Below are 13,194 nucleotides of genomic sequence, written 5' to 3'. Positions count from 1 at the left end.
TCAACACGAAGTGGAGGACGAACCCAAGAAAGACAGAAGCAAACCTCTCTAAAACCGGACATTTCTATTGAGCCGGAAGTCGGACATCTCAATCTGGCCGGGACATTTGGTTGTAGTGGCTAAGTTCAGATGTCCGCTTTGGGGGTGCGGCGGACATCTGTATCTGGCCATGACATTGGTGTTACGCCTTCTACCGGTCCAGCCGGATCATGTTCAGGATCACGACCTTACGCTGAAATCGCGCGCTCAGGCTGTCCTCCAGTTTCCAGATTCCCGCCTCAGTGGTCACATCGCCATTGGCCATGCAGGTCGTTACTGACCCCGTCCCGCTGCGTCTGGCATCCGAGAACGCATAGGCCACATAGACTTTCTGCTGGTCGTTGCCGCACTCGATGAGATGTCGCGCAGGCTTGGCCGTGCCAGCATTGCCCACCTGCGGAACGGTCGCCGCGATTCCCAGCATCGCGGCCGCCATAAGCATCGTGATCCGTGTCATGTCTGCGCCTCCATTTCCGTCTAGTTGATAATCTTCACGTCGTCGGTCAAATGACGCCACTCGGCCTGTCGCCATCGCTATCGACGCAGCACACCAGTGCCTGCGCATCCTCCTCGCTGAGGCTCAAGTAGACATGCCCGACCGAACTGTCGAAATACAGACTGTCGCCGGGCGCCAGTTTGAATGACTTGCCGATTTCAAAACGCAATTCGAGTGCGCCACTCAACACAAAGACGAACTCTTCGCCCGAATGCCGGATGTACTCCGGAAAGTCCGACACTGCACGCGCATGAATCCGCGCTCGCATCGGTACCATCCGTTTGCCGGTCAGATTGTTGGCGAGCATGCCGTACTCGTAGTTCGGCGTGTCGTAGATAGGCTGCTTGCCGGCGGGTGTAAAGGACGGCTTGATCGGACCGCGCGCCGATTTTCGGCGGCGCCCAAAGATCGCGTCGAACTCCAGCTCCAGCGAGTGCGCGAGCGCCGCAAACTTGTCGTAGGTCAGCGCGATATCGCCGCGCTCGGCTTTAGAGATCGTGGACACCGCGATTCCCGAGCGCTCGGACAACTCCGCCAGCGTCAGGCCGCGCGCCTTGCGCGCCTGACGCAAATGCCCGCCCACCAACTTATGGTCGAGCGTGGGCGGCGCCTCGCGCATCTCTGCAACCGGCTCTTCGGCCACTGCCTTGACCCTCGAACTGGCTTCCGGTGAAGATTTTTTTCTCATATACGGGAATTTTAAATTTTCTCGTATATGATAACTCACGTCACTTGACGCTTCTTTTCAAAGAGTCTGGCCGGACGACGCCAGCATTTCATCGGTCCAACATCATGTCGAACGAAATTAAACGTCTTCAAACGAACGCACGCATGAGCCAGGTGGTGATCGCCAAAGAGGTGGTTTATCTGGCCGGCCAGGTGCCCGACACGGCACATGTTTCCGTGACTGAGCAGACGCAAGAAGTCCTCGCGCGCATCGATACCCTGCTCGAATCGGCAGGGGTCGACCGCACGCGTCTCCTTACCGCGACTATCTGGCTGAGCGATCCCAAACACTTCGCGGAATTCAACGCCGTGTGGGATGCGTGGGTGCCGTCCGGTTGCGCGCCCACTCGCGCATGTGTGCAGGCGTTGCTGATGAAGCCGGGTTGCGACGTCGAAGTCGCCGTAACGGCGCTCCTTGCTTAACCGGCAACAGGTGAGTTCATGCCCTCCCTGAAATTCGATACCGTCGTGCTTGGCGCGGGCATTGTCGGCGTGTCCGTTGCCGTGCACCTGCAAAAGCGTGGCCGCCAGGTCGCACTGGTCGACCGCAAGCAGCCCGGCAACGAAACTTCGTTTGGCAACGCCGGACTGATCCAGCGTGAAGGCGTCTATCCTTACGCGTTTCCACGCGATCTCCGGACCTTGCTTCGCTATGCGCGCAATCGATCCACGCACGTCCGCTACCACCCCGACGCCATAATCAAGACGGCGCCATTTCTGTGGCAATACTGGCGTAACTCTCACCCGCAGAAGCATGCCGCTATCGCGACGTCATATTCGACATTGATCGAGCATTCGGTGGACGAACATCGCTCGCTGGCCGCCGCCGCCGGGGTGTCCGCGCTGTTGCGTCAAACCGGCTGGATCAAGGTGTTTCGCACGGCGGCCGTACAGGACGAGGAAACCCGCATCGCCGAACGGTGGCACCGGGAATATGGTGTGGAGTACGAAGCGCTGGATGCCGCTCATCTGCAACGGAAAGAACCTGATCTCGACCGAACCTTGTCCGGCGGCTTGCGCTACCCAGCATCCGATTGCGTGAGCGATCCCAACGCGCTCGTCACAGCCTACGCGAAGTATTTCGAAGCATTGGGCGGGCGGTTTTTCATCGGCGATGCAGACTCGTTTCGCGAAGGTTGGACGGTCGACACGCAAACGGGAACGATCGCCGCTTCATCGGCGGTCGTGGCATTGGGGCCGTGGTCGGACCGCGTGAGCTCACGCCTTGGCTACCGATTGCCGCTTGCCGTCAAACGCGGATACCACATGCACTATGCGCCCCGAGCGGCGGCCCGCCTGAACCATCCGGTTCTCGACGTCGAGAACGGCTACCTGCTTGCGCCCATGGCAAGAGGTATCCGCTTGACCACGGGGGCGGAAATCGCGAGCTGCGATGCGCCCAAAACGCCCACGCAACTCGCTGCGGTCGAGCCGCTTGCGCGCACGCTGTTTCCATTGGGCGAGCGTCTCGACGACGAGGCCTGGATGGGGCGGCGTCCTTGCACGCCCGACATGATGCCGATCATCGGGCCCGCGAGAAATCACCGGGACTTGTGGTTCGCGTTCGGACACGCACACCATGGCCTGACGCTGGGCCCGGTCACGGGCCGTTTGATCGCCGAAATGATGATGGGTGAAGAAACGCTCGTCGACCCGCAGCCGTTCAGAGTCGAGCGCTTCTAGAATCCATCCGCGCCTAGCGGTGATTGACATCGAGCATGTAGCCCTCGCCGCGAATCGTGCGGATCAGTTTCGGCTCCTTGATGTCCTCCCGCAGCTTCTGGCGCAAGCGCGAGATCTGTACATCGATGCTGCGGTCGAACGCGTCGATCGACTTGCCGCGAGCGGTATCCATCAGGTATTCGCGGCTCAGCACGCGTCCCGGCGCGGCGAGGAACGCGTTGAGCAAGCGAAACTCAGCGTTCGATAACGGGATGACGGTGTTGTCGGCGGCAATCAGGTGGCGGCCGGTCTGATGAAGCCGCCAGCCCGCGAAGCGGCTTTCCTCCTGCGCTCGCGTGCGGCCTTGCGTTTGCGCGCGTACGCGGCGCAGGATGGTCTGAATGCGTGCGACCAGCTCTCGCGGTTCAAACGGCTTGACGACGTAATCGTCCGCCCCCAATTCCAGTCCCACAATCCGGTCGGTCATCTCGCCGCGCGCGGTCAGGATGATCAATGGAATCTCCGAGGTCGCACGAATCTCGCGGCACAGGTTGAGGCCATCGTCGTCCGGTAGCATCAGGTCCAGCACCACGAGGTCGAAGCCCCCTTCCCTCAGCGCGAGATGCATATCCGCGCCTGAGGCGGCTTGTGCAGTCGTCATGCCGAAGTCTGCAAGGCAGTCGCATAGCAGGCTGCGAATCTGCGAGTCGTCGTCGACGACGAGAATACGGATCGCTTTGTTCACGGCGTCTCTACTCCGATGTTGCGATGGTGAGATGGGGGCCCCTCACTCATTATTGCCTCTTAATATAAGCGCTCTTTGCACGAATTGTTGCAGGCTTGAAATAATCGCTGAGAGCCTTGTCCTAAAAGGCCGTCCGGAGAAAGCAACAGGCCTGCCGAGGGCGTTCCTCATGGACAACCCGCTCGGGATTTTCCCGTAGCAACGCCCTTTACGTCATCCCCTCCTCGCTGTCCCGCCTGGCTTTGCGCCTCATGCCGAAACATTTCCGGGCCTGAAAGCGTTTGTGTCAACGCCGATACAAAGCCGATATGAAACAGAAAAGTCGCGGTTTTAACGTGGCTCCCAAGTCATATCGAGGCAGGAGACATGCGGGAAATGAACTACGCACAACCCAAACCGCCTTCCCGGCGTATTGGCGGCATTGCCTTTGTGGTCGGATTGCACGCCGCGATCGTCTACGCATTGCTAACGGGTCTGGCGACGAAAGTCGTGGAGGTGATTCGTCAGCCGATTCAGGCGCGCATCATTGAACAAATCAAGCCACCGCCTCCCCCTGCACCGCCCCCGCCGCCCAAGCGGATCGCGCCACCACCGCCGAAACACGTCGCGCCCCCGCCGCCGTTCGTGCCACCACCCGCTGTGCCGGTTGCGGCGCCGCCGTCGCCAAACGCGATCGTTGCACAGTCGAGCGCGCCTGCACCATCCGCGCCGGTCGCGCCGCCCGCCCCCGCTGCTCCTGCAGCGCCGGTGTCGAAGAGCGTCGGCGTCGTGTGTCCGAACTCGACGGAGGTACGCGCCGGGATCCGCTATCCGCGTGAAGCGCTCAAGGACAACCTGACCGGCGATGTCGTCGTGGTTTTCACCGTCGGCACCGACGGCAGCGTCAAAGACCTGAGCGTGATCCAGTCGGCCGCCCCGGTTCTCGACCGCGCCGCCGAAAACGCCGTGCGGCAATTCCACTGCGTCGCACAAGGCGAGGAAGTCCGCGTGCAAGTGCCCTTCTCGTTCAAGCTCGATTGAGGCGGCCCTCGACAGCCGTTCCTTTTTGTTTATCAACGCATCTCAGGAGACGTTCATGATCAACCGTACCCGCCAGGCCACCTTGCTGATGGCTTTGTCGCTCGCGGCCAGCGCCGCCCACGCCGCCACCGATACGGTGGCCAACCCCTACGGCCTCGATGCGCTCTGGAAGGGCGGCGATTTCATTGCGCGAGGCACATTGCTCATCCTGGTCATCATGTCCATGGGCAGCTGGTACATCATCGTCGCGAAGCTGCTCGAACAGGCCCGCGTGCTGCGCCGCGCGAAAGCGGCGGAGAAGGGTTTCTGGAAAGCCGCCAATCTCGGCGAAGGCACGCGCCAGCTGGACGCCGGCAGTCCATTCCGCTTCATCGCGGAGCGAGGCCTTGCTGCCTACGAACATCACGAAGGCGCGCTGCTCGAACAGGTCGACCTCAACAACTGGGTCGCGGCGGCCATCGAACGTGCGACCAGCTCAGTATCGAGCCGCCTGCAGGACGGGCTCGCGTTTCTTGGCACGGTTGGCTCTACCGCGCCGTTCATCGGACTGTTCGGTACCGTGTGGGGCATCTATCACGCGCTGACCGCCATCGGCATTGCGGGTCAGGCATCCATCGATAAAGTCGCCGGGCCCGTCGGCGAGGCGCTGATCATGACCGCGATCGGTCTCGCCGTCGCCGTGCCCGCTGTCCTCGGCTACAACTGGCTCGTGCGTCGCAACAAAGCCGTCATGGATAGAGTACGCGGCTTCTCGACGGAATTGCACATCGTGATCCTGACCGGAAAGACCACCGCCTCATTCGCCGCCGCGACCAAAGCCACCGCCCTCGCACGCGTGGGGTAAGCCATGGCCATGACCGTGGGAAGCCGCGACGGCGAGGATCACAACGAGGTCATGGCGACCATCAACACGACGCCGCTGGTCGACGTGATGCTGGTCCTGTTGATCATTTTTCTTATCACGATTCCGGTGGTTTCGCATACCGTGCCGGTCTCGCTGCCCAAGGAAGCCGTGCAGCCGCTGCAAACGACGCCGCGCAACGTGATTCTCGCCGTGACAAAACAAGGCGACGTGTTTTGGGACGAACTGCGGGTGCCCGACGCCGCAACGCTCGTCGAGAAGCTCAAGGCGGTCGCGGCGCAGTCGCCGCAGCCTGAAGTTCACATTCGCGGCGATCTCGACGCGCGCTACGCCGTCATCGGCCGCGTGGTGTTCGCCTGCCAGCAAGCCGGCATCAGCAAGGTCGACTTCATCACCGAACCGCCGCCGCGCCAGTAACTCATCCATACCGAAAAGGAGACCAGAGATGGCGATGACGATGCCTACCGGTAACGCAGAGGATACCGAAGTAATGAGCGAGATTAACACCACGCCGTTGATCGACGTGATGCTCGTCTTGCTGATCATGCTGATCCTCACCATTCCGATCCAGACCAACGCCGTCAAGCTCGATATGCCGACCGGCGCGCCGCCGTCGCAACCGCAAACACCCCCAGTGGTGCAGATCGATATCGCGGCCGACGGCACGATCGCATGGAATGGCGAAACACTGAACTCGCGCGCGCAACTGGAAACGCGGCTGCGCGACGTGGCCGCCTCCCCCGCGCCGACTGAACTGCATATTCGGCCCGACAAGGCCGCGCCCTACCGCGCCGTGGCGATGGTCATGGCGTCCGCGCAGCGGCTCGGCGCGAACCGCATCGGGCTCGTGGGCAACGAGCAGTTCACGCAGTAACCGTTCTCTCAACACAGAGCTTCCATGTTCGATTCCAACCTCGACTTGTCCGCCCCGGTGGCGGACCCAAGCCCGCCACCGGAATTACCCGCCGGACCGCTCGCGTGGTTCGGTCTGGCGATTCTCGTGATCGTGGCGTTTTTCGCGTTCGTCGACCGGCAGATGCTGATCTTGCTGGCGGAGCCCATCCGCCACGATTTCGGATTGACCGACACGCAAATCGGCCTGATGCAGGGCGCGGGCATCGCCCTCTTCGCTGGCGTGGCTTCTCTGCCGATCGGCTGGATCGCCGACCGCGTGGATCGCCGCGTCGTGCTGGCGGCGTGCATACTCGTCTGGAGCGCCGCCACCGCGATCTGCGGCGTGACCACCCATTTCTGGCAGTTGTTCATCGCCACCGTCGGCCTGGGGATCGGCGAAGCCGGACTCGTGCCGGTGATCTACGGCCTGATTCCCGATCTCTTTCCGGCGCGTCAACGTGTACTCGCCAATGCGATCTTCGCCCTTGCCAATCTGTTGGGCGCGGGTGCGGGAATGGCGCTCGGCGGCGCGCTGATGCACACCATTGCGGCGGTACACAGCGCCTTGCCGGCGGGACTCGCCGATTTCGAACCCTGGCGGCTCGCGTTCTTCGCGGTTGCCTTGCCTGCCCCCTTGCTGGTCGTGCTGGTTCTGCTCATCAGTTCAGGGAAGCACCACGACACGGACCCGTCCGCGAATCGCTGGCATCACCTCTCGCTGCAGCCGTCCGCATCACGCTACTTCCGGCGCGAAGGCACCATGATGCTCAAGTTCTTCGGCGCAATCGGACTGGTCAACCTGGCGTTTGGCGGCGTGGCGACGTGGATGCCGGTCGTGGCAGTGCGAACCTTCGGCGCTACGCCGGCCGAAGCAGGCGGCGGCATGGGCGTGGCGGCAATGGCCGGCGGTATCGCGGGCTGCGCGCTCAGCGGGCTCGTGGCCGGCCGTATGAGGGCGCGCTTCGGTGTGCTCGCGCCCCTGCGCGTATGCGAATTTGGCGCACTGGTAGCAAGCGGTCTGTCGTTCCTTTACTTGCAGGTGGGCTCGATCACGCCCGTCTATGCGCTGTTCGGCGCGCAACTCGCCTGCATGGTCGCGGGCATGGTGCTGTTTCCGACCATCATGCAGAACATCTGCCCCGCGCACTTGCGCTCACGCGTCGCGGCGATCGGCGCGCTGACGTCGATCGTCGTGCAATCCGCCAGCCCCGTGATTATCGGCTTCATGTCGGACCGCATGCACGCGCTCAGCCGAGGTCTGCTGTGGTCGATCGTCTGCACGGCGGCGTTCGGATTCTTCGCCGCCTGCATTCTGATGCGCGCGGCCAGCCGCGGCGTACGCGAGGCCATCGAACGCTATGCATGATGCTCTTTTCCCTCATTCGCCCATGCGCCCCCGCAAACTCTCACTGCGTATCGAACGTTGGCCCCTCGCCGTTCCGTTTCGCATCACCGGCCACGTTATCGACGCTGCCTGTCTCGTAAGCGTGACCCTCGACGACGGATACCACACTGGCAACGGCGAGGCATCGGGCGTCTTCTACCTGGGTGAAACGCCTGAATCGATCGCTGCGCAAATCGAAACGGCGCGCGCGCCCATCGAAGCAGGCATCACGCGTGCGCAGCTACTCGACGTGTTGCCGCCCGGCGGCGCACGCAACGCCGTTGACGCGGCCTTGTGGGCGCTAGAGTCACAACAGCAGGCCATACCGGTCTGGCGCGCGGCCGGCCTGCCCGCTCCGCGCGCCTTGTTGACGACGATGACGATTGGTACGGACACGCCGCAAGCGATGGCCGAAGCCGCGCGGGCGCTGACCCATGCCCGGGCGCTAAAAATCAAACTGGACGGCACCGCCGCCGACGCCCCGCGCCTCGCGGCCATTCGCGACATGCGCCCGGACGTGCCACTCGCCGTCGACGCGAATCAAGGCTGGTCGCGTGCGCACTTCGACGCAATGATCCCGCTGCTGCAACAACTGGGTGTCGGCATGCTCGAACAACCGTTCGCGATCGGCGCGGATGCCTGCCTGGAACATATCGATTGCCCGATTTCGCTAGCGGCCGACGAATCGTTTCAGGATCTGGCGGATCTGCCCGAAGTCGCGCGCCGTTACGACGTCGTCAACCTCAAGCTCGACAAATGCGGCGGCCTGACACGCGCGCTCGATCTCGCAACCCATGTTCGCGACGCCGGCTTGTCTCTCATGGTCGGCTGCATGGCAGGCACTTCGTTGGCGATCGCCCCCGCCTTTCTGCTCGGGCAGCAATGCGATCACGTCGATCTTGACGGACCGATCTTCCTCGCGCGCGATCGCGAGCCGAGCGTTGTCTACACCGACGGTTTGCTGCATTGCCCGCCCCAAACTTGGGGTCATGCGGGCGCCCCCCCTTTCTTTCGTTGAATTATCGATATGACACCAGCGGCATCCGCCACGACGACGCAACTCGACGCGCTGTTCGCGCCTTATCAACGCACCGACGCCCCGGGATTGGTCGCCGGCATTACCTGGCGCGGCCAACTGCTGTATCGGCGCGGCTTCGGCATGGCGAGCCTGGAACATGGCATCGCTAACACGCCGGCCACGCGAATGCGTATCGGCTCCGTCAGCAAGCAATTCACTTGCCTCGCTGTGCTGCTGCTGTGCGAGCGCGACATGCTCGACGCGGACGCACCCATCGGCACCTATCTGCCGGAGTTGCCGCCAACCGCGGGCGCACCGACCTTGCGACAATTGATGTCGCATCTGGGCGGACAGCGCTGCGCACTCGACCTTGCCTTGCTGACGCAGGGTCTGGCGATCCTGCCGCGTGGCGCGCTGTTGGCGTCGCAGCAACGTCAACGCGATGAGAATTTTCCGCCTGGGGAACGCATGATGTATTCGAACGGCGGCTACCATCTGCTTTCCCTCGCCATCGAGCGCGCGAGCCGGATGCCGTTCGACGCGTTCCTGAGAACTTCCATCTTCAACCCGCTGCATATGCGCGACACGGCGTGCGTATCCGATGACATGACCATCGCGCGAGGCATGGCAACGATGCATGTGCCCGATCGCCAGGGGGGATTCCGCCGCGGCATCTTTCCAGCGTGGGACTTGCTGGGTGAAGGCTCGATCGTCTCGACCGTCGACGACATGCTGCGGTGGACCGCGCACCTGCGCTGCAAGGAAAAGATCGTCGGCAACAGCGATACCTGGGCCCGGATGCTGACCTTGCCGGTGTTCTCCAGCGGCCAGCGCAGCCAATATGCGCTCGGCCTCAAGCAAAGCGTTTATCGAGGAGCCGAGCTGATACACCATTCGGGCGGTGTCGTGGGCGGGAGCAGCCAGATGCTCCTGTCGACACAACACGAACTCGATGTGGTCCTGCTCAGCAATGGCGCAGTCGACGCGCCAATCGAACTCTCGAAGCGGGTCGTCGACATCGTGCTCGCAGGCGAGCTGAGCGGCAACGGGCCGCCGGTCGCGGCACGCGCCTCCGGCCATGTGGCGCGCCTCGGCCGCTACCGCTCGCCTTGCAGCGGCGCCGTGTATGCGCTGGAAGATCGCGACGGCGCGTTGATGCTGACGGGACCGCTTTGCCCAAACCCGCCTATGGCGCTCTACGACAGCCTGGATGAGTTCAGCGACATGGAGGCCGAAGCAGGCGGCGACGGAGCCCTCGCGTTGCGTTGGGGTTCCCCTGGCGCGCCGGACGACCTGGCGTGCATCCGCGTCGCGCATTGCGGTCACACCGATGTCCTCACACGAATCGGCGACGCGCCCGCGATAACGCCCTGCATGATCGCAGCGATGCCCGCCGTGTTCGAGAGTCACGACGCGAACGCGCGTGCAACCATCCGCCTCTGCGGCGAAGCGCTCGTACTTCGTATGGACGGCGCGGTGGGCGGATGCGACTATCGACTGGCCCCAGTGGCCCGCGACGTCTTCGAACTGACGCCGATGGATCCGATGGATATCATGACCGGGATCGTCACCTTCACGCGCGACACAGCGAGCGCCAACATCACGGGCTTTCGTGTCGATACGCCTCGTACCCGGCATCTCGCCTTCACGCCCGTGCGGGCCGACACCTGACTCCAGACGCCCTGCCCATGCCGGCGCAGCCCGCGCCGGCATGGGCAGGTATTCATACTGCCGGCGCGAACGGGTTCGACACGCGCGGCCAGTAGTCGAGATCGCGACGGCGATAATCTAGTTCAGCAAAAGCCGTCGTGAGCGCACCTGGGGCCGCGATATGGAATACGGCTTTCGCGCGGGGGGCAAAATCGGCATGAAAATGCTGTGTCGATTTCACGACCACCAGCTTCTTCGCGGCAAAGTCGATACCCAGACCGGTGAATGCGTCTACGCCAAGCACCTGGGTGCGAACCGATATCAGCACGATATCGAGCCCGTTGGCCGCTTCGACCCGTACGGCCCGCCCTAACGATTGTTCGAGGCCCATGATGCTTTGCGTATGTCGGTCTACGATGGCACGCACGGTGACGCGCAAGTCCACGGGATCGCCCGAATACACACTGCATTTGCCGCCGATGCGCAAATCCAGGGTCGCCCCCACACCGGCGTCCTTGCAAATCTGAATGGCGCCGAGATCCCACAAGCATCCAATCGCAACGTTGGCGATCCCCCGCTCGACCACGCGACGCAAGATGAATGTGCTGTCGCACGGCGCACCGCCGCCAGGATTATCCGCGGCGTCCGCCAGTACGACCGGGCCGCCGTCGACAGCCAGCGCGCGATTCAGGCCGGTATCGATGTCGAGCCATGCCGGGCGGGTGGCGTCGCGCAGCTCCCAGAACTCGCGCGCCAGTTGTGCCGCCAGCGCTTCAGCCTTGGCGGGATCGTTGTCCGTCACCACCCAGACTTTCGCGCCGGCTTCGGGTACATCGCCCCACGGAAAACCGTGGCCGAGCGACACCGACAGTACGCCGTTGCTCCCTTCGAGCGAGCGCATGCGCCGGACGAATCCCGCCATGGGCTCGCTGGTGGTATGCCATGTGCCGACCATCCGACAATCGAACGTGCCGATGGTCGGACGGATGCGCCCGGCTGCCGTATCGAGCGCCAATTCATAAGCCTCGCGCGCCCGATCCACGGCGTCGATATGCGGATACTCCTTGTACGCAATCAGAATATCGGCCGATGCCTTCATCAGTTGTGTGAAATGACAGTGCGGATCGAGCGTGACGGAGATGGGCACATCGGGCCCGACAATCGCACGAATGCCCGCAAGCAGATCGCCTTCGCAATCGTCGTAGCCTTGGGCCACCATTGCGCCGTGCAACAGCAGGATCACGGCGTCCAACGGCAACGCCGCTTTTACCCCATCGAGAATTTCGTTCCGCAAAGACTCGTAGACCGCGCGAATCGTTGGCCCGGACGGCTGCGCTTCGGCACACAGTCCCTCTATGACTTCGTGACCGTCCTGCTCGGCAAGACGCCGGACTTCCGCCAGTACGTGACCCATGCCGTCGGGCTCGCGCAAGCTCGCGTCGCCATGAAAGATGGTGCTCTCTTCAAAGCCGCCCCAACCGGTCGGACAAGGGGCGAAGGTGTTTGTTTCGGTCGAAAGTTGAGCTGTATATATTCTCATGAGAAGGTCTGCTAAACGTAGTTGAGGGGCGTGAACCGACTATAAGCAGACGCCATTTCCGCTTTGTGAGCACTGTGTATCAAGCGTGAAATAGAGTTTTTCTCATGGCCGGTCCGCAAGCCCGCCTCATCGACGCGGCAACGTGACCTGCGCCGCCAAGCCACCTTCCGCGCGGTTGCGCAACACCAGTTCGCCACCGTGACGCTTCACGACGTCGTTCGCGATGGCAAGGCCCAGTCCCGTTCCCCCGGTATTTTTATTGCGGGAGCTCTCCACGCGGTAGAACGGCTCGAGCACCCGCTCCAGTTGCGGCTCCGGTATGCCGGCGCCATGGTCGAGTATCTCGATGCGCACATACGACGGCGCATCGGTCAAAAGAATGTGCGCGTCTTCGCCGTATCGAATCGCGTTGGCAACCAGATTCGTCAGGCAGCGCTTGAGGCCGAGCGGCTGGGCCGATAGCGGCGCCACCTCACCGCCGATCGTCACCCGCTGGCCGTGTTCGGCCGCGTCTTCCGCGATCGCATCCACCAGCGCGTTGATATCGACCGGACTGAACGCCTCAACCACCTCTTCATTGCGCAAGAACGACAGTGTTGCCTCCAGGAGCTGCGTCATCTCGTCGATATCGTCTCTAAGCCGATCACTCAATTCGGTATCCTGAGCAGAGCGAAGGCGTAGTTTCATGCGCGTCAAGGGGGTGCGCAGATCGTGCGATACCGCAGCGAGAAAGCGGTTGCGTTCACTCATTTGCCGCCGCAGCGACGCCTGCATCGTGTTGAACACCCTGGCGGCCTGACGCGCTTCGATGGGGCCCGTTTCCCTGATGGGCGGTGCATCGATATTTCGCGACAGTTCGTCTGCCCCCAGAGCGAGTGAGCGGAACGGTGCGGCAAGCATGCGCGCTCCGAACCAGGACGAGATCAGCGCCGGCATCACCTGGATCATCACCGCGGCGCCCCACTGCAGCGCCGCACTCATCCCGGGAGGGGGCTTGAAAGGCGCCGTGCTGTAGAGCTTGAAGAGCACAAGGCCAGCACTGACCTGCGTCACGAGGACGATCGAAATCATCATAAAGAGCAGGCGGTAAAAAGCCGAATCGAAGCGAGGTTTGCGCATGGTGATGGCGGGCAGCATGTGATGACTCCAATTATCGCC

The 13,194-nt window shown here is 62.7% G+C and carries 14 protein-coding genes; 9 read left to right on the top strand and 5 right to left on the bottom strand.

Annotated features, from left to right (window positions below):
- Nucleotides 1-190: 190 nt before the first annotated feature.
- Both HV773_RS29080 and HV773_RS29075 read right to left on the bottom strand, forming a co-directional pair.
- Nucleotides 191-496 (bottom strand): hypothetical protein, encoded by a 306-nt coding sequence (locus tag HV773_RS29080; protein WP_175197616.1) that lies wholly within the window; start codon nucleotides 494-496, stop codon nucleotides 191-193.
- A gap of 46 nt (nucleotides 497-542) precedes the next feature.
- The gene (locus HV773_RS29075) at nucleotides 543-1,154 is read right to left on the bottom strand and encodes a helix-turn-helix domain-containing protein (protein ID WP_175197626.1); all 612 of its coding nucleotides are present in this window, start codon (nucleotides 1,152-1,154) and stop codon (nucleotides 543-545) included.
- Nucleotides 1,155-1,327: 173 nt separating this feature from the next.
- On the opposite strand from HV773_RS29075, the gene HV773_RS29070 reads away from it, so the two are divergent.
- Nucleotides 1,328-1,684: a RidA family protein gene (locus tag HV773_RS29070; RefSeq protein ID WP_175197615.1), complete on the top strand. Its 357-nt coding sequence runs from the start codon at nucleotides 1,328-1,330 to the stop codon at nucleotides 1,682-1,684.
- A 27-nt stretch (nucleotides 1,685-1,711) separates the two neighbouring features.
- Nucleotides 1,712-2,944, top strand: a complete 1,233-nt coding sequence (locus tag HV773_RS29065; RefSeq protein ID WP_175197625.1) for an NAD(P)/FAD-dependent oxidoreductase — start codon at nucleotides 1,712-1,714, stop codon at nucleotides 2,942-2,944.
- Between the two features lie 13 nt (nucleotides 2,945-2,957).
- Here HV773_RS29065 and HV773_RS29060 read toward each other — a convergent pair whose 3' ends face one another.
- A complete protein-coding gene (locus tag HV773_RS29060) occupies nucleotides 2,958-3,668 on the bottom strand; it encodes a response regulator (protein ID WP_217481955.1) in 711 nt (236 codons plus the stop codon).
- Between the two features lie 375 nt (nucleotides 3,669-4,043).
- Between HV773_RS29060 and HV773_RS29055 the strand changes: the two genes are divergently transcribed.
- From HV773_RS29055 to HV773_RS29025, 7 genes are read left to right on the top strand one after another with little or no spacing between them, the layout of a single operon-like run.
- Nucleotides 4,044-4,688, top strand: a complete 645-nt coding sequence (locus HV773_RS29055) for an energy transducer TonB (RefSeq protein ID WP_175197614.1) — start codon at nucleotides 4,044-4,046, stop codon at nucleotides 4,686-4,688.
- A gap of 55 nt (nucleotides 4,689-4,743) precedes the next feature.
- Nucleotides 4,744-5,532 (top strand): MotA/TolQ/ExbB proton channel family protein, encoded by a 789-nt coding sequence (locus HV773_RS29050; protein ID WP_175197613.1) that lies wholly within the window; start codon nucleotides 4,744-4,746, stop codon nucleotides 5,530-5,532.
- Between the two features lie 3 nt (nucleotides 5,533-5,535).
- Nucleotides 5,536-5,967, top strand: a complete 432-nt coding sequence (locus HV773_RS29045) for an ExbD/TolR family protein (RefSeq protein WP_175197612.1) — start codon at nucleotides 5,536-5,538, stop codon at nucleotides 5,965-5,967.
- A 28-nt stretch (nucleotides 5,968-5,995) separates the two neighbouring features.
- Complete coding sequence (locus HV773_RS29040; protein ID WP_175197611.1) at nucleotides 5,996-6,424, top strand: ExbD/TolR family protein; 429 nt, start codon at nucleotides 5,996-5,998, stop codon at nucleotides 6,422-6,424.
- A gap of 24 nt (nucleotides 6,425-6,448) precedes the next feature.
- Nucleotides 6,449-7,810 (top strand): MFS transporter, encoded by a 1,362-nt coding sequence (locus HV773_RS29035; RefSeq protein WP_175197610.1) that lies wholly within the window; start codon nucleotides 6,449-6,451, stop codon nucleotides 7,808-7,810.
- Between the two features lie 22 nt (nucleotides 7,811-7,832).
- Complete coding sequence (locus HV773_RS29030; RefSeq protein WP_246282472.1) at nucleotides 7,833-8,846, top strand: dipeptide epimerase; 1,014 nt, start codon at nucleotides 7,833-7,835, stop codon at nucleotides 8,844-8,846.
- A gap of 9 nt (nucleotides 8,847-8,855) precedes the next feature.
- Complete coding sequence (locus tag HV773_RS29025) at nucleotides 8,856-10,517, top strand: serine hydrolase domain-containing protein (protein WP_175197608.1); 1,662 nt, start codon at nucleotides 8,856-8,858, stop codon at nucleotides 10,515-10,517.
- A gap of 52 nt (nucleotides 10,518-10,569) precedes the next feature.
- Here HV773_RS29025 and HV773_RS29020 read toward each other — a convergent pair whose 3' ends face one another.
- The gene (locus tag HV773_RS29020; RefSeq protein WP_175197607.1) at nucleotides 10,570-12,036 is read right to left on the bottom strand and encodes a M81 family metallopeptidase; all 1,467 of its coding nucleotides are present in this window, start codon (nucleotides 12,034-12,036) and stop codon (nucleotides 10,570-10,572) included.
- A gap of 126 nt (nucleotides 12,037-12,162) precedes the next feature.
- Nucleotides 12,163-13,173, bottom strand: coding sequence for an ATP-binding protein (locus tag HV773_RS29015; RefSeq protein WP_246282470.1), 1,011 nt, complete (start codon nucleotides 13,171-13,173; stop codon nucleotides 12,163-12,165).
- Nucleotides 13,174-13,194 lie beyond the last annotated feature (21 nt).

This window comes from Paraburkholderia caffeinitolerans, from assembly GCF_902859945.1.
In the GTDB taxonomy this organism is placed as follows: Bacteria; Pseudomonadota; Gammaproteobacteria; order Burkholderiales; family Burkholderiaceae; genus Paraburkholderia; species Paraburkholderia caffeinitolerans.
Note: the sequence above shows the minus strand (reverse complement) of the source record. Positions and strands in the feature narration are given on the sequence as shown.